Origin of the sequence: Caulobacter endophyticus, from assembly GCF_003116815.1 — a bacterium.
GTDB classification, from domain to species: Bacteria; Pseudomonadota; Alphaproteobacteria; order Caulobacterales; family Caulobacteraceae; genus Caulobacter; species Caulobacter endophyticus.
Genome location: NZ_QDKQ01000053.1, coordinates 11,193 through 32,474, shown reverse-complemented (window position 1 = coordinate 32,474; position 21,282 = coordinate 11,193). Strand labels below are relative to the sequence as shown.

Sequence of the window (21,282 nt, the reverse complement as noted above, 5' to 3'; positions counted from 1 at the left end):
GCAATAGAGGCTGACGATGGCTTACCGATTGGGCGTGGACGTAGGCGGGACCTTCACCGACCTGCTGTTGCTGAACGAGGCGACGGGCGACTTCTGGCGGCACAAGACGCCTTCGACCCCGCATGACAGCTCGGTCGGCGTGATGACCGGCGTCAACGCGGTCTGCGAGAAGGCCGGGGTCAAGCCATCGGACGTCGACGTCTTCCTGCACGGCACCACCGTGGCCACCAACGCCGTGCTCGAGGGCAAGGGCGCCCGCGTTGGCCTGGTGACCACCGAGGGCTACCACCAGGTGATGCAGATCGCTCGTTCGCTGGTGCCCGGGGGCCTCGCCGCCTGGATCATCTGGCCCAAGCCCGAGCCGCTGGCCAAGCTGGAAGACACCGTCGAGATCAAGGGCCGCATCGACGCGGTCGGCAAGGAGATCCGCCCGCTCGACGAGGTCGACGTCCGCGCCCAGTTGACCAAGCTGAAGGATCAGGGCGTCGAGGCGGTGACCATCGCCCTGATGAACGCCTATCTGAACGGCTCGCACGAGCGCCGCGTGGCGGAGCTGGCCGCCGAGATCCTGCCGGGCGTGCTGGTCTCGCTGTCGCACGAGGTCCTGCCGGAAATGCAGGAGTACGAGCGCACCCTGACCACCGTCGCCAACGCTTCGGTCCGCCCGGTCGTGTCCAAATACGTCAAGAACCTGCGCGATAAGCTGCGCGGCCTCGACATGCAGGGCCGCATCGCCCTGCTGCGCTCGGACGGCGGTCTGATGTCGTCGGAAAAGTCCGAAGAGCATCCCGTGTCCTTGCTGATGAGCGGACCGGCCGGCGGCGTCACCGGCGCCCTGTGGGTAGCCCGTAACTCTGGCCTGAAGAACATCCTGACGCTGGACGTCGGCGGCACCTCGACCGACGTGGCTTTGATCGAGAACGGCGAGCCGCGCCGCGTGCGCACCACCGACGTCGGCCACCTGACGGTCCGCGCCTCGTCGCTGGACGTGAAGACGGTCGGCGCCGGCGGCGGCTCGATCGCCAAGGTGCCCGAACTGACCCGCGCCCTGCGCGTGGGCCCGGAATCGGCCGGCGCCGCGCCGGGTCCGGCCGCCTACGGCAAGGGCGGCACGGCCCCCACCGTCACCGACGCCAACGTGGTGCTTGGCTATCTGCCCGAAGACCTGCTGGGCGGCGCCTTCAAGCTCGACCGCGAGGCGGCCCGCACGGCGGTGCAGACCATCGCCGACGCCCTGGGCATCGACCTCTATGAGGCCGCCCGCGGCATCATCGACATCGTCAACGAAAACATGTTCGGCGCGCTGCGCATGATCTCGGTGCAGCAGGGCTACGACCCGCGCGACTTTGCTTTGATGGGCTTCGGCGGCGCGGGCCCCCTGCACGTCAACGCCGTGGCCAAGCTGATGGGCTCGTGGCCGGCCGTGTCGCCAGTGTCGCCGGGCGTGCTGTGCGCTCTGGGCGACGCCACCACCCGCATGCGCACCGAAACCGCCCGCTCCTACTCCAAGCGCCTGTCGGCCGCGACCGAGGCCGAGGTGCTCTCGCTGTTCGGCGAGATGGACGGCCAGATCCGCGACACCCTGAAAGCCGACGGCGTCACCGACGCCGAGATCGAGACCCGCTTCGAGATCGACGTCCGCTATCACGGCCAGGCCTTCGAAGTGCCGATGCACGTGACGCTGGAAGGCCTGAAGGACGGCGGACTGACCCGCTTGGCCGCCGCCTTCGACGAAGAGCACCGCCGCCTCTTCACCTTCAACATGGACGCCGAGCACGAGCTGGTGAACCTGCGCGCCGTCGCCATGGGCAAGGTGCAGGAAATCCCCTCGCTGGAGATCGAGAAGGGCGACGGCGATCCCTCGCGCGCCAAGATCCGCGACCACGAGGTCTGGGCCGACGGCGGCATGAAGCCGGCCGCCATCTACGATCGTTCGAAACTCCGCGCCGGCGACCGCGTCCCGGGCCCCGCGATCATCACCGAGATGGATTCGACCACCCTGGTGCTGCCCGACTGCGAGGCGCTCGTCGACGCCTACGGCGTCATCCTGATCAACCCCGTTTCGGAGGCCTGAGCCATGCCCGCGCGCATCCTGGAAACCAATTCCACGCCGTTCGGCAAGGTCACCGTCGATCCGGTGACGCTCGACATCATCGAGAACGCCCTGCGCAACGCCCGCGTCGAGATGGACGCCACCCTGTTCCGCACCGCGCTGTCGCCCGGCATCCGCGAGCAGGGCGACGCCTTCCCGCTGATCGCCGACCGCGACGGCCGCATGGTGGTGGGCCAGTTCGGCTCGTTCATCGACGGCTTCCTCAAGGGCTATGACGGCGAGATCGAGGAAGGCGACATCATCCTCGTCAACGATCCCTACTCGGTCGAGGGCGCGATCAGCCACGCATCCGACCAGCTGTGCATCGCCCCGATCTTCCGCGACGGGCGGCTGGTGGCCTGGTCGGCGATGTTCGGCCACATGACCGACGTCGGCGGCAAGGTTCCCGGCTCGCTGCCCACCGACGCGGCTTCGATCTTCGAGGAAGGCTTCCGCCTGCCGCCGGTGAAGCTCTATCGCAAGGGCGAGCTGCAGAGCGACATCGTCCGCATCGCGGCCCACCAGTCGCGCATGCCCGAGTGGTTTAAGGCCGACCTGCACGCCATCGTCGCCTCGTGCCGCGTGGCCGGCCGCCGGGTAGTGGAAATCTGCGAGCGCTTCGGCGACGACGTCTTCGCCAGCGCCCTCGACGAACTGCTGGCCCGCAACCACCGCGCCATGGCCCACCTGATCTCGACGGCGATCGGCGAGGCCCCGGTGTCGTTCGAGGACTACATCTGCGACGACGGCAAAGGCGCTGGTCCGTTCAAGATCAAGTGCACCATGTGGCGCGAGGGCGACAAGGTCGTTCTCGACTTCGACGGCACCGATCCGCAGTCGGACAGCTCGATCAACTTCCTGCTGAACGAGAACATGTTCAAGATGTTCTTCGGCATCTACATGATCATGGTCTTCGACCCGCAGATCCTGTTCAACGACGGCTTCTACGACCTCGTCGACGTGCGAATTCCGGAAGGCAGCCTGCTGAAGCCGAAGTTCCCGGCCGCCCTGTCCTGCCGCACCCACGCGCTGGGCCGCATCTTCGACGTGCTGGGCGCATTGCTCGGCCAGAAGACCCCGGAATTCCTGTGCGCCGCCGGCTTCTCGAGCTCGCCCCACCTGATGTTCTCGGGCTTCGACGGCAAGGGCGAGTGGTTCCAGCTGTTCCAGATCGGCTTCGGCGGCATTCCGGGCCGTCCGTTCGGCGACGGCGCCGACGGCCACTCGCTGTGGCCGGGCTTCACCAACGTGCCCAACGAGTTCCTGGAACGCTACTTCCCGATGGTCATCGAGCGCTACGAGAGCGTGGCCGACAGCGGCGGCGCCGGGCGCTTCCGGGGCGGCAACGGCATCCACATGACCTACCGCTTCACCGAGGCCGGCACGATCGCCATCCACGACGACCGCTGGTTCGTGCCGCCGTGGGGCGTCAACGGGGGCCTGCCCGGCGCCCGCTCGTGGAAGCGCCTTGAAAAGGCCAATGGCGAGAGCGTGGCCCTGCCCTCCAAGTGCGACGGCGTCCAGGTCGGCAAGGGTGATTTGCTGCACTTCGTCACCTGGGGCGGCGGCGGATGGGGCGACCCGCTGGAGCGCGAAGTCGAGCTGGTCGAGCTGGAAGTCTCGCGCGGCCTGGTCAGCGCCGAGGGCGCCAAGCGCTTCGGCGTGGTGATCGACGCCGTCGGTAAGGCCGATGCGGCCGCCACCGAGGCCCTGCGCGCCAAGATCCGCGACGAGCGCGGCCCGCTGGAAGTGTTCGACCGCGGTCCGTCGCTCGACGAGCTGCGCGCCTCGTGCCTGGCCGACACCGGCCTGCCCGCGCCGCGCCCGCCCGTGTGGCGCAACGCCCCTCTGGCCCTGGCGGCGGAGTAAGGCGCGTCATGACGGTTGAAAACACGGGTCCCCTGAAGGGCCTGCGCGTCGTCGAGATGGGTCAGCTGATTGCTGGTCCGTTCTGCGGCCAGTTGCTCGGCGACATGGGCGCCGACGTGATCAAGATCGAGCCGCCCGGCAAGGGCGACCCGATGCGCGACTGGGGCCGCGGCGATTATCCTCTGTGGTGGGAGGTCGTGGCCCGCAACAAGCGCACGGTCTCGGCCAATCTGCGCGTGCCCGAAGGCCAGGCCCTGGCCCGCAAGCTGATCGCCACGGCCGACATCCTGATCGAGAACTTCCGGCCGGGCACGCTGGAGGGCTGGGGCCTTGGCCCCGAAGTCCTGCACGCCGAGAACCCGGGCCTAATCATCGTGCGAGTGTCGGGCTATGGCCAGACCGGTCCCTATGCCGACCGCGCGGGCTTTGGCGGCATCGGCGAGGCCATGGGCGGCTGGCGCCACATCGTCGGCGATCCCGACCGCGCGCCCTCGCGCATGGGCATCTCGATCGGCGACGCCCTGGCGGCGACCTATGGCTGCCTCGGGGCTCTCGCCGCCCTGCGCCACCGCGACGCCACCGGCCAGGGCCAGGTCGTCGACAGCTCGCTCTACGAGGCGGTGCTGCAGGTCATGGAAAGCCTGGTCCCCGACTACAAGGTCATGGGCTACATCCGCGAGCGCTCGGGCTCGGTTCTGCCCGGCATCGCCCCGTCGAATGTCTATCACTGCAAGGACGGCGACTACCTGATCGCCGCCAACCAGGACACGGTGTTCGGGCGCCTCTGCAAGGCCATGGGCCAGCCCGAACTGGCCCAGCACCCGGACTACGTCAACCACGTCAACCGCGGCCGCAACATGAAGGCGCTGGACGCCATCATCGAAGAGTGGACCAAGACGCTGACGGTCGACGAGGTCGAGACCAGGATGATCGAGGCCGGCGTGCCGGCCGGGAAGATCTATCGCGCGCCCGAGATGCTGGCCGACCCGCACTTCGCGGCCCGGGAGTCGATCGTCACGCTCGACCACCCGCGATGGGGCGAACTGCCGATGCAGAACGTCATGCCCAAGCTCTCCAAGACCCCGGGCGTCGTCCGCGCCATCGCCTCGCAGGCGGTGGGCCAGGACAATGCGGCGGTGTGGAGCGAGCTGGGGGTGAGCGAGAGCGAACTGAAGGCCTTCGCCGAGCAAGGGGTGGTCTAGTCAGGGATCCGAAACCTCGCCCCCATTGGGTCGCGCCGCTGGCGCGGCCCGATGAGGGCATGCTTCGACAAGCTCAGGGTGAGGTTTCCACTGCAGCGGCCTACGATCCTGCGGCCTGCGCACTGGTCCTCATCCTGAGCCTGTCGAAGGACGAGGACCACGCACTACAACCGAAAGTCAGCTTGGATCCCCGCCCCGGCAGGGATGAGCGGAGTTAGAAATGGCTGAAGACCTGAACGCGGACTACCACAAGGCCGGCTTCGGCGGGCGCCTCGCCTTCGGCAAGAGCCCGGCCCTGCTGATCATCGACGTGGTCGACGCCTATCTGCTGCCGGACTCGCCGCTCTACGCCGGCGTCGAGGAGGCCCTGGCCAGCAACGCCCGACTGCTGCAGGCCGCGCGCAAGGCCGGCATCCCGGTGATCCTGACCAATGTGGTCTACCAGGCCGGCGTCGGCGGTCGCGATGGCGGGGTGTTCTATCGCAAGGTGCCGGCCCTGAAGGCCTTCCAGGAAGGCTCGCCGCTCGGCGCCTTCCCCAAGGAAATCACCCCGATCGAGGGCGAGATCGTGCTGTCCAAGCAGTACGCCTCGGCCTTCTTCGGCACGCCCCTGGCCTCGACCCTGCGGGCCATGGGCGTCGACACCGTGATCATGGGCGGCTTTTCCACGTCAGGCTGCGTGCGGGCCAGCGCGCTGGACGCCCTGCAGCACGGCTTCATCCCGTTCGTGGTGCGCGAAGCCTCCGGCGACCGCGACGAGCGGGTGCAGGAAGCCAATCTCTTCGACCTGCAGGCCAAGTACGCCGAGGTCGTGTCGGAAGACGAAGCCCTGAAGCTGATCGCCGACGCTGCCGGAAACTAGCGCCTCCAGCCAGCCGCCAGCTGATCGTATCGCGCCTCGCCGCCGCACGGCTCGACAGCCTGCGGCGAGCGATCGCCCTTGGCGAGGGCGTCTGCACAGGCGGCATTGGAGGCGGCCTGCGCGGCCGAGACGTCGTAGCGCGGCACGAAGATCATCGAGACCCGGCCGGGCTTGCCGTTGATGCCGGGGATGTAGGTGGTGATCGGGGTCGATCCGCGCTGGGCGGTGGCGCGCGAACGCAGCAGGAAAGCCTGTCCTGGATCCCGCTCAACGCCGCCCAGGCCGTAATGATAGAGAAGAGACAGCGCCATCTGGGCGTTGGCGTCGTTGCGATCGGCCCGCGCCTGCAGCGCCTCAGGCGAGGTGCTGAGCGCGGCGCGCAAAGGCCCAAGGCTCGCGAACCGGCCTTCCGGCGTGGTGGCGCAGCCGGCCAGCAGAGCGGCTCCCACAAGAGCGGCCAATCCCTTGATCCTCACGCCGCCGCCCATGCTCGCCCCGCCATCAACTCACGAGGGAAGATTTGCGCGGGATCGTGCCCGACGCAAGGCGGCGATCAACCGTCGGCCGCCTCCAATCCATAGGCGCGCATGAAGACGTCGACCGCCGCGTCGACCGCCTCGTCGATCATCTCGGGCGACAGCTCGGGCAAAACTCCCTCGAGCAGGCGATAAAAGGCGCCGGACTCGCACAGCGCCTGGAAGTGCATGGCGGCCCTCCAGGGGTCGACGCGCCTCATCTGCCCCTGCTCCATGAACCACTCGAAGCGGGTGGTCATCCGCGTCCAGCCGCGCCGGGGACCGTTCTCGAAGAACAGCTTGCCGAGATTGGAGCGCGCGCCCTCGGCGATGATCATGCGACGGAAGGCCAGCACCTCCTCGCTCGAAACGAATTCCAGGAAGACGCGGCCGAAGCGGCTGAGCGCGGAGCGAAGGTCATTCTCGGTTTCGAAGGTCGAGAACACCGGATCGATGATCTGGGCGCCCTTCTCCAGCATGGTGGCGACGAACAGATCGTCCTTGGAAGCGAAGTAGCTGTAGAGCGTCTGCTTGGAGCCGCCGGCGCGGGCGGACACCTCGGCCATGCTCGCCCCCAGGAAGCCACGCTCCAGGAACACGGCCTTGGCCGCTTCCAGAATGCACTTGCGCTTTTCCTCGGTCTTGACGCGCACGCGCCCTCCTCCCGGCTCCGATCGGCCCGTTAACCAGGCCCAGGCGTTTTCTGGACCAGACCGTACACTTTTCACTTGACGTCGTCACGTCAAGTTATATTTGGACCGTCCTGTACGGTTTGATATCGAGCAAATCCGATGGCAAACGCCCTCCCCCGGACTTCCCCCCTTAAACTGGCCCTGGCGGGCCTACTGGCGACCACGGCCCTGGCGGGCTGCGCGGCCGTGCCCAAGCTGCCGCCGGCCCAGGCGCTCAAGGCGCCCGACGCCTATGCCTCGCAAGAGAGCCTGGCTGCGCCCGCCGCCGACTGGCCGACCGACCGCTGGTGGACCGCCTATGGCGACGCCCAGCTCGACGCCCTGATCGACGAGGCCCTGGCCGGCTCGCCCGACCTGGCCGCCGCCGAAGCTCGTGTCCGCAAGGCGCAAGCCCTGGCCGGCCAGGCCCGCTCGGCCACGCTGCCCAGCCTCAGCGCCGGCGCGACCTACGCCTCGGTCAAGCAGAGCTACAACAACGGCATCCCGGCCGCCTTCGTGCCCCAGGGCTACAACGACACCGGCCGCGCCACGCTCGACTTCGCCTGGGAGCTCGACTTCTTCGGCAAGAACCGCGCGGCTCTCGCCGCCGCGACTTCGCAGGCGGAAGCTTCCAAGGCCGACGCCGCCGAGGCGCGCCTCATCCTGTCGACCAGCGTCGCGGCCGCCTATGCGGATCTGGCTCAGCTGTTTGCTGACCGAGACGCCGCCGCCGACGCGGTGAAGACCCGTGAGCAGACGGCCCGGCTGACCGTCGACCGCACCGCCAACGGCCTGGAGAACAAGGGCTCTACCGAACAGTCGAAGGCCGCCCTGGCCTTGGCCCGCGCCCAGCTGGCCGCCGCCGACGAAGCCGTCGGACTGACCCGCAATCGCCTCGCCGCCCTGCTGGGCGCCGGCCCCGACCGGGGGCTTTCCATCGATCGTCCCAAGGTGGGGACGCTGAAAGCCTTTGGCCTGCCGGCCAACCTGTCGGCCGACCTGATCGGCCGCCGGCCCGACGTGCTCGCCGCCCGCCTGCGCGCCGAGGCCGCCGGCCAGTCGATCAAGCAGGCCAGGGCCGAGTTCTATCCCAACGTCGACCTGTCGGCCTATTTCGGCCAGCAGTCGCTCGGTCTCGACCTGCTGACCAAGGGCGGCTCGCGGATCGGCTCGATCGGCCCGGCCGTGCGCCTGCCGATCTTTCAGGGCGGCGCGCTGCGGGCCAACTATCGCGGCGCCGCGGCCGACTACGACGCCGCCGTGGCCAGCTACAATGGGACCCTGGCCCAGGCCCTGAAAGACGTCGCCGACGCCGCCGTCAGCGCCCGCGCCCTCGACGCCCGCCTCGGCGAGACCCGCAAGGCCGTCGCCGCCTCGTCGGCCGCCCACGACATCGCCCTGCAGCGCTACCGCGGGGGCCTGGCCACCTACCTGGAGGTCCTCACCGCCGAGGACGCCCTTATCGCCAATCAGCGGACGCTCGCCGACCTCGAGACCCGCGCCTTCACCCTCGACGTGGCGCTCGTGCGCGCCCTCGGCGGCGGCTACCGCGCCGCCTGACCCGTTTCCCGGAGCCCTCCCCCATGTACGATTCCGAAGCCTCCGCCGACGCCCCCGCCCAGGACGCCAAGAAGGCGGCCACCGCCAAGGCCGCCGCCGGCGCCAAGCGAAAGAAGCTGTTCCTCGGCCTGGCCGCCGTCGTCCTGATCGCCGGCGCCAGCTATGGCGCCTATTACGCCCTCGTGGGCTCCCACCATGTCGAGACCGACAACGCCTATGTCGGCGCCGATGTTGCCCAGGTGACGCCGCTGGTCGGCGGCCCGGTGCGCAGCGTCGCCGTCCACGACACGCAGGTGGTGAAGGCCGGCGACGTGCTGGTCGTGCTGGACGACAGCGACGCCCGCATCGCCCTGGCCTCGGCCCAGGCCGATCTGGCCCGCGCCGAGCGCCGGGTGCGCGGCTATCTGGCCACCGACCAGAGCCTGTCGGCCCAGATCGCCGCCCGCGACGCCGACCAGGCCCGCGCCGCCGCAAGCCTGACCTCGGCCCAGGCCGACCTGGATCGCGCCCGCGTCGACCTGGAGCGCCGCAAGGCCCTGGCCGCCACCGGCGCCGTGTCGGGCGACGAACTGACCCGCGCCCAGAACGCCTTCGCCAACGCCCAAGCCGCCTTCGCCTCGGCCAAGGCCTCTCAAGCGCAGGCCCAGGCCAACCGCGCCGCCGCCGCCGGCTCGCTGGCCGCCAACGCCGTGCTGACCGACGGAACGACCGTCGACACCAACCCCGAAGTCGCCGCCGCCCGCGCCAAGTTCGAGCAGGCGCAGCTGGATCTGTCGCGCACCGTCATCCGCGCGCCGATCGACGGCGTGGTGGCCAAGCGCGCCGTGCAGGTCGGCCAGCGCGTCGCCGCCGGCACGCCGGTGATGCAGGTGGTGCCGATCGCCGCGGCCTATGTCGACGCCAACTTCAAGGAAGGCCAGCTGCGCAAGGTCAAGATCGGCCAGCCGGTCGAGCTGACCGCCGACCTCTACGGCAATTCGGTCACCTACCACGGCAAGGTCGCCGGCCTGTCGGGCGGCACCGGGGCGGCCTTCGCCCTGATCCCGGCCCAGAACGCCACCGGCAACTGGATCAAGGTGGTTCAGCGCCTGCCCGTGCGTGTCGCCATCGATCCGGCCGACCTGAAGGCCCACCCGCTGCGCGTCGGTCTTTCGATGAAGGCCACGATCGATACCCGCGGCTAAACCCGAGCAGCAAGGACCGCCGTCATGGCCAGCGCTCAAGCCGCCCCCGCAAGGGCGGCGTCCGAACCCGCGCCGCTCAGCGGGCCGGCGATGATCTTCGCCGGCCTGATCCTGGCCGCCGCCAACTTCCTGGTGGTGCTCGACACCACCATCGCCAATGTCTCGGTGTCGAACATCGCCGGCGCCCTGGGCGTCTCGCCCAGCCAGGGCACCTGGGTGATCACCTCCTACGCCGTGGCCGAGGCCGTGGTCGTGCCGCTGACCGGCTGGCTGTCGGCCCGCTTCGGCGCGGTGCGGGTGTTCGTCTTCGGCATGATCGGGTTCGGGATCTTCTCGTTCCTGTGCGGCCTGGCGCCGTCGCTGGGCTTCCTGGTGCTGTTCCGCATCCTGCAGGGCGCCTGCGGCGGCCCGCTGATGCCGCTGTCGCAGACCCTGCTGCTGCGCGTCTTTCCCAAGGAGAAGGCCGCGGCCGCCACGGGCCTGTGGGCCATGACCACCCTGATCGCCCCGATCCTCGGGCCGATCCTGGGGGGCGCGCTGTGCGACAGCGTCGGCTGGGCCTTCATCTTCTGGATCAACGTGCCGATCGCCATCGCCTGCGCCTGGTTCGCCTGGAACCTGCTCAAGGGCCATGAGACGCCGCTGGCCCGCGCGAAGGTCGATCTGGTGGGCCTTGGCCTGCTGGTGGTCTGGGTCGGCGCGCTGCAGATCATGCTGGATCTCGGCAAGGAGCACGACTGGTTCGCCTCGCCGATGATCATCGGCCTGGCCATCGTCGCGGCCGTCGGTTTCGCGGCCTTCCTGATCTGGGAGCTGACCGAGGAGAATCCGATCGTCGACCTGAGGGTCTTCCGCCACCGGGGCTACACAGCGGCGGTCATAACCCTCAGCGTGGCCTTCGGGGCGTTCTTCGGGATCAATGTGCTCAACCCGCTCTGGCTGCAGCAGAACATGGGCTACACGGCCACCTGGGCCGGCTACGTCTCGGCCTTGCTGGGCGTCACCGCCGTCATGGTCGCGCCGCTGGCGGCCGGCATGTCGGCCAAGTTCGACGCCCGCAAGCTGGTGTTCCTGGGCCTGATCTGGATGGCGGTGATGACCTTCTTCCGAGCACAGGCCAACCAGCAGATGGGCTATTTCGACATCGCCCACTGGCTGCTGTTCCAGGGCTTCGGCATGCCGTTCTTCTTCGTGCCGGTGACCGCCCTGGCCCTAGCCAGCGTCAGGGTCGAGGAAACCGCCAGCGCCGCGGGCCTGATGAACTTCTGCCGGACGCTGTCGGGGGCGTTTGCGACCTCGGTGGTGACCACGGTGTGGGCCGACGGCGCCAGCCGTAACCACAACGAACTGTCAGGCGTGCTGAACGGCGCGCAGGGCACGATGGACCAGCTGAAGGGCCTGGGCATGAGCGCCGACCAGGCGCGCGGCACGCTGGACAACATGGTCCAGAGCCAGGGCGTGATGCTGGCCACCAACCAGGTGTTCATGGCCATGGCCGTGCTGTTTGTCGTCGCCGCGACGGTCGTCTGGCTGGCTCCGAAGCCGACGCGGGTGGCTGATACGTCAGCGGTGCATTGAGGCGCGTTGCGTCTTTCGAGGCCCGCTAAGCGGGCGCCTCAGGATGAGGAGCTTCTCTGCAATGAGATTCTCATCCTGAGGCGCGAGGCGACAGGCCAGCCTCGAAGGACGCAAGGCCTCTTCTGCACAGCCAGCGCCTACCGCGCCGTCGCCCTCTTCACCACCGCGTCGAAACGGTCCAGCGGGCAGTCGAGGCTGGCCTCGCTGCACCCCGGCACGAAGATCGGCGAGCTGGCTGGCGGCGCGGCCAGGGTCAGCGGCTTCTTTTCGCGCAGTTGCGAGAGGGTCTGCACCGTGTAGCGGGCGCGGATCACCCGGACGCCGTCGTCGCGCTTCCAGCGCTCGAACACCAGCGCGCCGCCCGGCGCGATCTGGCCCGGCTGGTAGCCCGGCGCCACCCAGTCCAGGCCCAGCAGTCCACCCAGCATCGCCAGGGTGCCGTCGTGGCCGACGATCATCACCATCTTCGCATCCTTGCCGCCAACAGCGCCCTGACCGTCGCTCAAGGTCTCCAGTACGCGCTCGGCCAGATGCGAGGCGCCGATGCGCGCCACCTCCGGCGTTCGCAGTCGCAGGTCGAACTCGGCCTGGTGCAGCGGGAAGACCCGCAGCAGCGAGGCTTCATCGAGCCCCTTCCAGCCCAGGCTCGCGAAGTCCTGGCCGTCGGCCCAGGCCATCAGCAGGCTCTCGGTCACGCCCGAGGCGAAGGCCTCCGGCCCCTCGATGCCTATCGTGGCGTCAGCATCGGTCGAAAAGCCGGGCTTGGCGTCGAAGACCCGGCGCTTGCCCGGAAGCGCCGGGCAAGGCGCGACGTCGCATTGCATCAGTAGCTCGTCGAGGCTGTCGATGGCGTCGCGGTGACCTGCGCTCCAGGCGGCAAGATCGCCGCCCACCCGGCCGGCGACGGCGGCGCGGGCCTTGGCGACGTCGGGCTTGATGACGCCGGCCCCGACCGGCTCGAACATCGGGTCCACCTTGCCTTCGCCCACGGTGTGGACCGTGACGGCGCAGCCGGGCGAGAGCCCCTGCCCCAGCGCCTTGGCCGTAGCGATGGTGCGCTGGGTGACATTGGCCCAGTAGTAGACCTGACCGCAGTCGGCGCCGGCCAGCAGGCCGTGCTTCACATAGAGATCGCGATAGTAGCCGCCAAACAGCGTGGAAAGCGCCGCGCCGTTGGACGTCAGGTGGCCGGCCGGAACCGAGAAGCGCGGCCAGGGCCGGGCCGTCGCCGTCTCCAGACGCTCGGGGCTGGACATGGCGGCGCGGACGCCGTGGCGGGTGACGACGACCACCTTCTCCAGGGTGTCGGCGGCGGCGGGCGTGACGGAAAGCACGGCCAGGGCGACGAGCGCCAGGCGAGCGAAAAGGCGCATGGGCAAAGCTCCTTGCGAAAGAAAGAGGCCCGCGCGGGATGAGCGCGCGGGCCAGTCGAGGGGAGTTTGAAGAGGAAACGCGGCCTAGAACTTGGCGCGCAGGCCGAAGCTGACGGTGCGGCCGTAGTGGGTGTAGCCGCCGAACCAGCCGCCCTTCACGAACTGCCACTGAGCGGCGTCGGTCAGGTTCTGGCCTTCGAGGGCTGCGGTGATGTTGTCGGTGATCTTGTAGCTGATGCTGGCGTCCAGCGAGCCGAAGGCCGCATCGTTCAGGGCCGACAGGCCAGCGCCGCCGACGTCCTGCAGCACGTCGTCCACCCAGCTGTAGCTGGCTCGGGCGGCGATGCGGTCCTTCTCGTAGAAGCCGGTGAGATTGAAGCTGTTCTTGGCCACATTGACCATCTCGTCCTTCAGGGTCGGCGAGTAGGTCGCTTCGGTGTCGGTGTAGGTGTAGTTGGCCAGGAAGCCGAGGCCGTCGAACGGCGCGGGCAGGTTCTTGAACAGGTGCTGGTAGGCCAGCTCCACGCCCTTGATGCTGGCCTGCCCGCCATTGGTCGGCGAGGTCAGCTGGTAGGTCTGGCCGTCGACCACGATGTTGGTCTTCTGGCTGTAAACGAAGGTGGTGATGTCCTTGTAGAAGGCGCCGGCCACCAGGGCGCTGCCCGGAGCGAAGTACCACTCCAGCGTCGCATCGTACTGCCAGGCCTCGAACGGCTGCAGCTGCGGATTGCCGCCGACCGCCGTCAGCACCGTGCCCGAGGAGTTGAGCGTCAGGCGCGGGGCGAGATCAGCCAGCGACGGGCGGGTGATCACCTTGGCTGCCGCGAAGCGGGCTTGCAGGGTGTCGGTAATGTCCATGGCGAAGTTCGCCGTGGGCAGGACGTCGGTATAGGTCTTCTCGTAGCGCACCGGGATCGCGGCGCTGCCGTTGTCGGCGTGGCCGGCCGAGACCTGCTTGGTCTGGGCGACGCGCACGCCCAACTGGCCCCGCAGCGGACGGCCGAACAGCTGCGTGTCCATGTCGGTCAGGCCGTAGCCGGCCAGGATCTCTTCCGACACGAAGTAGGAGTTGCGCTGGTCGGCGCGGGCGGTGCCCTTCTGGGTCTTGTCGGCCAGGGCCCAGAACTTCGCCGGATCGGGCATCACCCAGGTGCGTGGCAGGCTGCCGCCCACTTCGCCGAGGAAGTCGCCGGCCGGGAACGCCTCGAAGTAGCTGGCGTCGAAGTACTTGCCCGCCAGGTTGGTGGTGAAGTTGATGTCGGCGCGATTATAGGTGCGCTCACGCTCGCGGAACTTCACGCCGAAGGCCACGCGCGTGAACGAACCCAGCGCGACCGGACGCTCGGCGTCGGCCTGGATGGCCTTTTCCAGATCCAGCGAGTCGTTGGTGCGCCACTCGATGCGGCGGAACGGCAGCAGCGAGGGGTTGGACAGGTTCGCCGTGGCCAGGGTGACGCTAGGCAGGACATCGTCGTCGACCTTGCTCATGTTGAAGGTCGTCTGGCCGATGGCGCCCAGCAGGCGCGTGCGGGTGATCGGCTTGGAGGTCTCCGAATAGGCGCGGGCGTAGGCCGCGTCGCCCGAGAAGGTCCACTCGCCGATCCGCTGCTTGCCGTTGATGGCCAGCATCAGGTTGTCGTGGGCCAGGTCGCTGACCTCGCGGCCGATCTGGCTGGTCGAGGTGACCGTGCCGCCGACCAGCGTGCCGTCGCGCACCACGACCGAGCCGGGAACCAGGGTCGAGACCGTCTGGTCGACCGAATAGGTCAGCTCGTCATAGTGGTCGTCGAGGTGGGTGTAGCTGGCGTCGAAAGTGATCTCTGTGGCGTCGGTCGGACGGTACTGGGCCGAGAACACCAGGCCCTTGCGCTCGCGATCCTCGCGTTCCAGCGTCGGTCGGATCGCGGTCGGGTAGAGGTTGATCCCTTGCGCCGCCAGGCTCTTGCCCAGGGTGGTCGAGGTGTCGGTGTAGCTCCAGCTGACCCCGGTCACGCGGTCCTGGCGCAGGGTGCGCTGGTCGTAGACGAGCGCCAGCAGCGCGCCGAAGCTCTTGTCTTCGTTCACCCAGCTGAGCAGGCCCGACACGCGCGGGTCGGTGGCGCCGGCCAGCTGCGGATGGCTGGCGGTGGCCGAGGCGGCGATGGTGTTCTTGCCCAGGTTCAGGGGGCGAAAGGTCTTGATGTCGACCACGCCGCCGATGGCGCCCTCGTCCAGCGAGGCCAGCGGGGTCTTGCCGACCTCGACGCCGGCGACCAGTTCGGACGGCAGGGTGTCGAAGCGGAACTGACGGCCGCTCTGGCCGCTGTCGCGCATGTTCTCGTTCACCGCGGCGCTGCGCCCGTTCAGCGTGACGATCTGGAAGTTGGGGCCCAGGCCCCGGACGCGGACGAACAGGCCTTCGCCGCGGTCGCGGGTGATGGCCACGCCCGGCACGCGCTGCAGGGCCTCGGCGATGTTGTTGGACGGGAACTTGCCGATGTCCTCGGCCGAGATGGCGTCGACGACGTTGGCGGCCTTGCGCTTGTCGGCTAGCGCCCGGGCCAGCGAGTTGGCGAAGCCGCCGGTGACGACGATCTCCTCGACCGTGGCGCTGTCGTCGGCGGCCGGTTCGGCGGCGGCGACGGGCGCGGCGGCCTCGGCGCGGCGGGCGGGGGCCGGGGCGGTCGAGATCTTCTGGGCGGCCGGACGCAGCACGGCCGCGCCGCCGTTGCGGACATAGGTCAGGCCGGTGCCGCGCAGCAGCTGGTTCAGCCCCTGCTCGGCGTCGACCTCGCCGCGCACGCCTGGAGTGCGCTTGCCGGCCAGCAGGACCGGGTCCGCCAGGACCTGCAGGCCCGTGGCGCGCGAGAAGGCCGGCAGGGCCGTGGCCAGGTCGCCGGCCGGTATGGCCAGCGCCGGCTTGGGCGCCGGAGCGGCCATCGCCGTCGTCGCCGACATCAGGACCGCGGCCGAGGCCGTGCTCCACAGGGTCCAGGTCTTGAAGGTCATCTTACTATCCCCGAATGCGCGGCGTCAGGCCGGCTTCGGCGGGGAAGACGTCGCCGCCCCATGGTTCAGGACAGGGAATTTTGTGAAGTTTCGGCGACGCCTGACGCAGCTCACCGGCTGAGCACCAAGCCGCCCTGCCCCTCACGCACCTCGAAGCCGTGGACCAAAGCCAGGTTGCGGACCAGGGCCGCAGGCTCGTCCATCCGGAACCGGCCGGCCACGCGCTGACGGGCCAGTTCAGTATCGGCGATGACGATACGGCGGTCCGAAGCGCGGTTCAGCCGCTCGACCAGACGGCCCAGGGAGACCCCATCGGTCTCCAGCCAGCCCGAGCGCCAGTCATCGGCGGACGGATCGAATGTCCGCACCTTGGACAACCGCCCCTCGGTGGCGAAGGCGCGCTGGCCGGGCGTCAGGACGGCCGTGCGCCGGATCAGTCCGTCGGGCGCCAGGCGCACCCGGCCGCGATGCACCGACAGCTCCAGCCGCTCGGGTCCACGCTCGTCGCTGACCTCAAGGTCGAAGGCCGTGCCCAGCACGCGGGCCGAGCCGGCGGCGGTCTTCACCGTGAAGGGCCGGGCTTCATCGTGGGCGACGTCGAAGAAGGCCTCGCCCTTGCTCAGCGCCACCTCGCGGCGGCCAACGCCCAGGCGCACCTCCAGCCGCGTGTCGCCGTCGAGCACGACCTTGGTGCCGTCGGCCAGGGCGATCGCGCGATGCTCGCCGCGCGCCGTCTCGAAGGCGACCGGAGTCACGGTCATCAGCTGCAATTGAGGCCAGGCCAGCGCCACGGCCAGACCGCAGGCCAACACCCCGCCGGCCAGGGCGGCGATCGGCCCCGCCCGACGCCGCCCGGCGGCGCGGCGCTGCTCGCTGAGCCTCATGGCCTCGGTCAGGGCCGAGTCCTGGTTGACGCCCCAGACCTGGTCGAAGGCCTGGGCGTTGGCCGGATCGTCCGACTTCCAGGCCTCGAATCCGGCTTCGTCGTGGAAGGCGGGGTCCATGCGGCGGGCGGCCCACAGGGCGGCTGTGCGGCGGGCGCGGCTCATAGGCGGCCTCCCGCGGCGCGGCGCTCGGCCTTGCTCATCTCGCGGTGCAGCTGTTCCAGCGCCCGCACCACGTGCTTTTCGACGGCGGCCTCGTTCATCGCCAGGGCATCAGCGATCTCGCGCGTCGACTGGCCGTGCAGGCGCCGGCGGATGAAGACGTCGCGGCGCAGCGGCGGCATGGCGTCCAGCACCTTGCCGAACACCTCGACCTTCTGGCGATGCATGAGGATCTGCTCCGGCGCCGGGGCTTGGCAGGGGATTTCCTCGTCCAGCATCTGCGTCGGCCGCCGCTTGCGGCTGCGGAAATGGTCGCGGACGAGGTTGAGGGCGATGCGATAGCCGAGCGCCGCCCGGTCGGCGACGGTGCGCGCCTTCTCGTAGGTCAAGAGGCGCGCGAAGGTCTCCTGCACCAGATCATCGGCCGCGGCCGGATCACGGGTGCGGCGGACGATGAAGTGATAGAGCTCGTCGCGCTGGGCGCGCAGGGACGCCAGGTCGGTCATGACGCGGGATCGGGCGCGTCTGGGCGCGCCGGCGCGGAAGAAGCGGCCTTCGGGAGCATGGGGCGGCGGCTACCACGGCTTCGTGACAGTTCTTCCGCCGCCCCTCTTCAGGTCATGGGATGAAGGCAGGTCACCAGGTGAACGTCCCCGCCGACTTCGCGGGAAGCTTCGCCTTCAGGCGCCGGGCGCCGTCGACGATGGCGAAGGCCTTCTCCTCGCCCGTCTGGTTCAGCACGATCAGGGCCCGGCCGCCGTCGGGATTGACGAAGGCGACGGTCTTCAGGCCCGCGACCTCGGCCGGCGAGCCCACGCGCACCGCATCCGGCCGCACGAAGCGACTGGCGTGGCCGAAGGCGTAGTATTCCTGGTTACGCTCGACCGCTCCGGTGGCCCGGTCGATGGTCACCACGCCCCGGCAGTCGCCGCAGCCGCCGGCGTGCGGGCCGTACTTTTCGTCCAGAGCCAGGTTCCACATCAGTACGCCCCGGGCGCCGCCTCGTGTGGAGCCGACGATCAGCTTGTCCATCATCCAGAGGAAGCTCTCGTCGAACCTGGCCGCCCACTGCCCCCCCGAGCATTCGGTGAAGAACACGTCCTTGTCGGGATGGGCCTTGCGCACCTCGTCCTGGGCGGCGACGTCGCCGGCATAGCAGTGCCAGCCCACGCCCGCGACGAACGCTCTCGCCTTGGGATCGGCCAGCACGGTCATCGGCTGCTGCGGTTGGTCCCAATTGTGGTCCCAGTCGAGCACCTTGGTCGCGATCCGCTCTCGGGCGAAGACCGGACCCAGGTTGTCGCCGAAGAACCGCGCCCGGTCGGCGGCCGGCCAGCGCATGCCCGGATAGTTCTCGGGTTCGAAGTCCGGCTCGTTCTGGATGCTGAGATAGTCGGTCGGCACGCCCTTGGCCTTGGCCGCCTTGACGTACTTGGCGAAGAATTCGGCATAGACCGGATAGGCGTCGGGCTTCAGCTGGCCCTTCACCAGCGAACCGGTGGTCTTCATCCAGGCCGGCGCGCTCCACGGCGAGGCCATGACCTTCAGGTCCGGATTGATCTTCAGCGCCGCCCGCACGGTCGGAAAAACGTACTGCTCCGGCCGCGCGGTCGAGAAATGCGCCAGCTCCGGATCGGCCGCCCCGCCCGGCGCGTCGTCCAGGCTGTAGTGGTCGAGCGAGAAGTCCGAGGCGCCGATGGTCACGCGGGTGAAGCTGAAGCCCAGACCGCCCTTCCCGCGCCCGAACAGCTCGGCCAGCAGAGCCTGGCGCTGGGCCGGCGACATCCTGGTCTGGATCAGCCAGGCCGAGGCGTCGGTGATCGACGCCCCGAAGCCGACGATCGACTGGTCGCGCTGGGCGGTGTCGACGGTCACGACCAGCAGGTCGCCACCCTGCCCCGCCGCCAGGCTGGCCAGCGGCGGCTGCTCGGCCAGCAACTGGGTCTTGTCGCCGGTGGTCACCCAGGCGCGAGCGACGCGTTCGGGCGCTGGGGTGACGCTGACGCATCCTCCCAGGGCCAGGACCGCCGCCGTCGAGATCAGGGCGATGCGCATCACGGCTTGCGGCTCCAGGCTTTCAGCTTGGCCGATCCGGTCAGGGCCGGGTCGCCCGCGTGGGCGCCGACATAGAGCGGATAAGAACCGGCCGGCAGGGTCCAGCCCGGCTTGGCGGTGTCATAGTCGGCCAGCACGCGCGGATCGACGCTGAGGGTGACCCGCTTGGTCTCGCCCGGCTGCAGGTCGACCTTCTGGAAGCCGGCCAGGCGAACCATCGGCTTGCGCTTGCCCGCGGTGACGTAGAGCTGCGGGGCATCGGCGCCGGCGACCTTGCCGGTGTTGATGACGTCGAAGCTGACCTTCAGCCCCTCGCCGTCCTCGACCTTGAGGTTCCTGTAGCCGAAGCTCGTGTACGAAAGGCCATAGCCGAACGGAAAGAGCGGCTGCAGCTTCTGCTGGGCGAACCAGCGATAACCGACGGCCGCGCCTTCCGGATAGTCGACCGCGAAGCCCTTGATCGGCCCGGCTTCCTTGCCGGCCCGGCGGGCGTCGTCGATGGCGGCCTGTTCGGCATAGCCGGGGGCCGAGGCGCGCGGGGCCTGGTCCTCGGTCCTGGGGAAGGTCATCGGCAGGCGGCCCGACGGATTGACCGCCCCGCTGAGAATGCCGGCGATGGCCTCGCCGCCGCGCTGGCCCGGGTACCAGGCCTGCAACACGCCGCCCACGCTATCCAGCCAGGGCATCAGCACCGGGCCGCCGGTCTCGAGCACCACCAGGGAGTTCTCGTTCGCGCCCGCGACGGCGTCGATCAGCGCGTCCTGGTTCTCGGGCAAGGCGATCGACGGCGCATCTTGCGCCTCGGTCTGCCAGTGCCAGGCGAAGACGATGGCGAGGTCGGCGCCCTTAACGGCGGCCGCCGCAGCGGCGGGGTCCTTGCCGTCGATGTAGGTCACCTCGGCGTTTGGATAGGCCGCCTTGATCGCCTGCAGCGGCGAGGAGGCGTGCCAGGTGACGCGGACGAACGAGGCCGCCTCGCCGCCATTCAGCGGGATCTCGACCGGCGCGCCGCCGACCGAGCGCACCTGGGACGAACCGCCGCCCGACAGCACGCCGACATCGGCATGGGCGCCGACCAGCACGATCTTCTTCGCCGTCTTCGCCAAGGGAAGCAGGTTTCGGTCGTTCTTCAATAGCACCGCGCCGCGCTCGGCCAGGGCCTGGGCGACCTTGGCGTTCTTGGCGTAGTCGATCGGCTGGGCGCTGGCCGGGGTCGGGTTGTCGATCAGGCCGGTGGCGATGACGCCGTAAAGGATGCGACGGACCATGTCGTCGACCCGCGCCTGGCTGACCTCGCCCTTGGCCACCGCGGCCTTCAGGTCGTCGCCGAAGTAGATCTGCTTGTCCAGCTCCTGGCCCGACTGCTGGTCCAGGCCCGCCAGGGCGGCCTTGGTGGTGCTGTGCACCGCGCCCCAGTCCGACATCACCCAGCCCGGATAGTTCCAGTCGCGCTTGAGCACCTTGTTGAGCAGGAAGTCGTTCTCGCAGGCCCAGTCGCCGCCCACCTTGTTGTAGGCGCACATCACCGAGGCGGGCTGCCCCTTCTCGATGGCGATCTGGAAGGCCAGGAGGTCGCTTTCCCGCAGGTCGGCCTCGCCGATGCGGGCGTCCATCACGTGGCGGCCGGTCTCCTGCGCGTTGATGGCGAAGTGCTTGATGGTCGAGACGATGTGGTTGCTCTGCACGCCGCGGATCGACGCCCCGGCCATCTCGCCGGCCAGCAACGGATCCTCGCCGAGATATTCGAAGTTACGGCCCGCCCAGGGATCGCGGGTCAGGTTGACGCCGCCGGCCAGCAGCACGTTGAAGGTCTTGGCGCGGGCTTCGGCGCCGATCATCGCGCCGGACTCATAGGCCAGCTGCGGCTCGAAAGTCGCGGCCAGCGCCAGGCCCGACGGCAGGGCCGTGGCGGTGTCGCCCTTGCGCTGCTCGACCTGATTGGCGACGCCGAGGCTGGCGTCGCTCTCGCGCAGGGTCGGGATCTTCAGGCGTGGCACGCCCGGCACGTAGCCGGCCGAGGGGATCATGTCGGCCGGCGCGGGCTTGGTGTTGGGCGGGAAGAGGCCGTGCAGGTACGTGATCTTCTCGTCCAGGGTCATCTGCTTCACCAGCGCGTCGGCGCGCGCCCAGACCGGATCATTGGCGCGCGCGACCAGCGGCGCGCTGTCCTTGGTGGGCATGGTCTGGGCCAGGCTCGCGGCCGGCAGCAGGGCCAGCAGCGCCGCGGCGGCGGAGGTCCGGCGCAGGATCCGCAGGGCAGATGAAGGCTGGGCGGCGGTCGTCATGG

At 69.4% G+C, this 21,282-nt stretch carries 15 protein-coding genes; 7 read left to right on the top strand and 8 right to left on the bottom strand.

What is annotated here, in order from left to right; all coding sequences use genetic code 11:
• The first annotated feature begins 16 nt into the window (after positions 1-16).
• The 4 genes from DDF67_RS14730 to DDF67_RS14715 all read left to right on the top strand — a co-directional run bounded on the left by DDF67_RS14730 (position 17) and on the right by DDF67_RS14715 (position 6,025).
• Positions 17-2,074: a hydantoinase/oxoprolinase family protein gene (locus tag DDF67_RS14730; RefSeq protein ID WP_109101625.1), complete on the top strand. Its 2,058-nt coding sequence runs from the start codon at positions 17-19 to the stop codon at positions 2,072-2,074.
• A gap of 3 nt (positions 2,075-2,077) precedes the next feature.
• Entirely contained in the window at positions 2,078-3,961 is a 1,884-nt protein-coding gene (locus DDF67_RS14725) for a hydantoinase B/oxoprolinase family protein (RefSeq protein ID WP_109101624.1), read from the top strand.
• 8 nt (positions 3,962-3,969) lie between these two features.
• Positions 3,970-5,163 (top strand): CaiB/BaiF CoA transferase family protein, encoded by a 1,194-nt coding sequence (locus DDF67_RS14720; RefSeq protein WP_109101623.1) that lies wholly within the window; start codon positions 3,970-3,972, stop codon positions 5,161-5,163.
• Between the two features lie 220 nt (positions 5,164-5,383).
• Positions 5,384-6,025, top strand: coding sequence for an isochorismatase family protein (locus DDF67_RS14715; RefSeq protein ID WP_109101622.1), 642 nt, complete (start codon positions 5,384-5,386; stop codon positions 6,023-6,025).
• On the opposite strand, the gene DDF67_RS14710 is transcribed toward DDF67_RS14715, so the two are convergent.
• Together DDF67_RS14710 and DDF67_RS14705 are read right to left on the bottom strand one after the other, a co-directional pair.
• Positions 6,022-6,486 (bottom strand): hypothetical protein, encoded by a 465-nt coding sequence (locus DDF67_RS14710; RefSeq protein WP_146198037.1) that lies wholly within the window; start codon positions 6,484-6,486, stop codon positions 6,022-6,024. The two genes, DDF67_RS14715 and DDF67_RS14710, sit on opposite strands and share 4 nt — an antisense overlap.
• A gap of 92 nt (positions 6,487-6,578) precedes the next feature.
• Positions 6,579-7,193, bottom strand: a complete 615-nt coding sequence (locus DDF67_RS14705; protein WP_109101620.1) for a TetR/AcrR family transcriptional regulator — start codon at positions 7,191-7,193, stop codon at positions 6,579-6,581.
• A gap of 138 nt (positions 7,194-7,331) precedes the next feature.
• On the opposite strand from DDF67_RS14705, the gene DDF67_RS14700 reads away from it, so the two are divergent.
• The 3 genes from DDF67_RS14700 to DDF67_RS14690 are packed head-to-tail and all read left to right on the top strand — an operon-like array spanning position 7,332 to position 11,533.
• On the top strand, positions 7,332-8,771 hold the full coding sequence (locus DDF67_RS14700) for an efflux transporter outer membrane subunit (protein ID WP_109101619.1): 1,440 nt from the start codon (positions 7,332-7,334) through the stop codon (positions 8,769-8,771).
• 23 nt (positions 8,772-8,794) lie between these two features.
• Positions 8,795-9,955 carry an HlyD family secretion protein gene (locus tag DDF67_RS14695; RefSeq protein WP_109101618.1) on the top strand — a complete coding sequence of 387 codons (1,161 nt, stop codon included), beginning with the start codon at positions 8,795-8,797 and terminating at the stop codon, positions 9,953-9,955.
• Positions 9,956-9,979: 24 nt separating this feature from the next.
• The gene (locus DDF67_RS14690) at positions 9,980-11,533 is read left to right on the top strand and encodes a DHA2 family efflux MFS transporter permease subunit (protein ID WP_109101617.1); all 1,554 of its coding nucleotides are present in this window, start codon (positions 9,980-9,982) and stop codon (positions 11,531-11,533) included.
• 137 nt (positions 11,534-11,670) lie between these two features.
• On the opposite strand, the gene DDF67_RS14685 is transcribed toward DDF67_RS14690, so the two are convergent.
• From DDF67_RS14685 to DDF67_RS14660, 6 genes are all read right to left on the bottom strand, one after another.
• The gene (locus DDF67_RS14685) at positions 11,671-12,906 is read right to left on the bottom strand and encodes a histidine-type phosphatase (RefSeq protein ID WP_109101616.1); all 1,236 of its coding nucleotides are present in this window, start codon (positions 12,904-12,906) and stop codon (positions 11,671-11,673) included.
• 84 nt (positions 12,907-12,990) lie between these two features.
• Positions 12,991-15,894, bottom strand: coding sequence for a TonB-dependent receptor (locus DDF67_RS14680; protein ID WP_109101615.1), 2,904 nt, complete (start codon positions 15,892-15,894; stop codon positions 12,991-12,993).
• Between the two features lie 110 nt (positions 15,895-16,004).
• The gene (locus tag DDF67_RS14675) at positions 16,005-16,943 is read right to left on the bottom strand and encodes a FecR family protein (protein ID WP_109101614.1); all 939 of its coding nucleotides are present in this window, start codon (positions 16,941-16,943) and stop codon (positions 16,005-16,007) included.
• Entirely contained in the window at positions 16,940-17,446 is a 507-nt protein-coding gene (locus tag DDF67_RS14670) for an RNA polymerase sigma factor (RefSeq protein WP_109101613.1), read from the bottom strand. Before DDF67_RS14670 ends, DDF67_RS14675 begins: the two co-directional genes overlap by 4 nt.
• Positions 17,447-17,576: 130 nt before the next feature.
• A complete protein-coding gene (locus DDF67_RS14665; protein ID WP_109101612.1) occupies positions 17,577-18,995 on the bottom strand; it encodes a glycoside hydrolase family 30 protein in 1,419 nt (472 codons plus the stop codon).
• On the bottom strand, positions 18,995-21,280 hold the full coding sequence (locus DDF67_RS14660) for a beta-glucosidase family protein (protein ID WP_109101611.1): 2,286 nt from the start codon (positions 21,278-21,280) through the stop codon (positions 18,995-18,997). Before DDF67_RS14660 ends, DDF67_RS14665 begins: the two co-directional genes overlap by 1 nt.
• Positions 21,281-21,282: the final 2 nt, after the last annotated feature.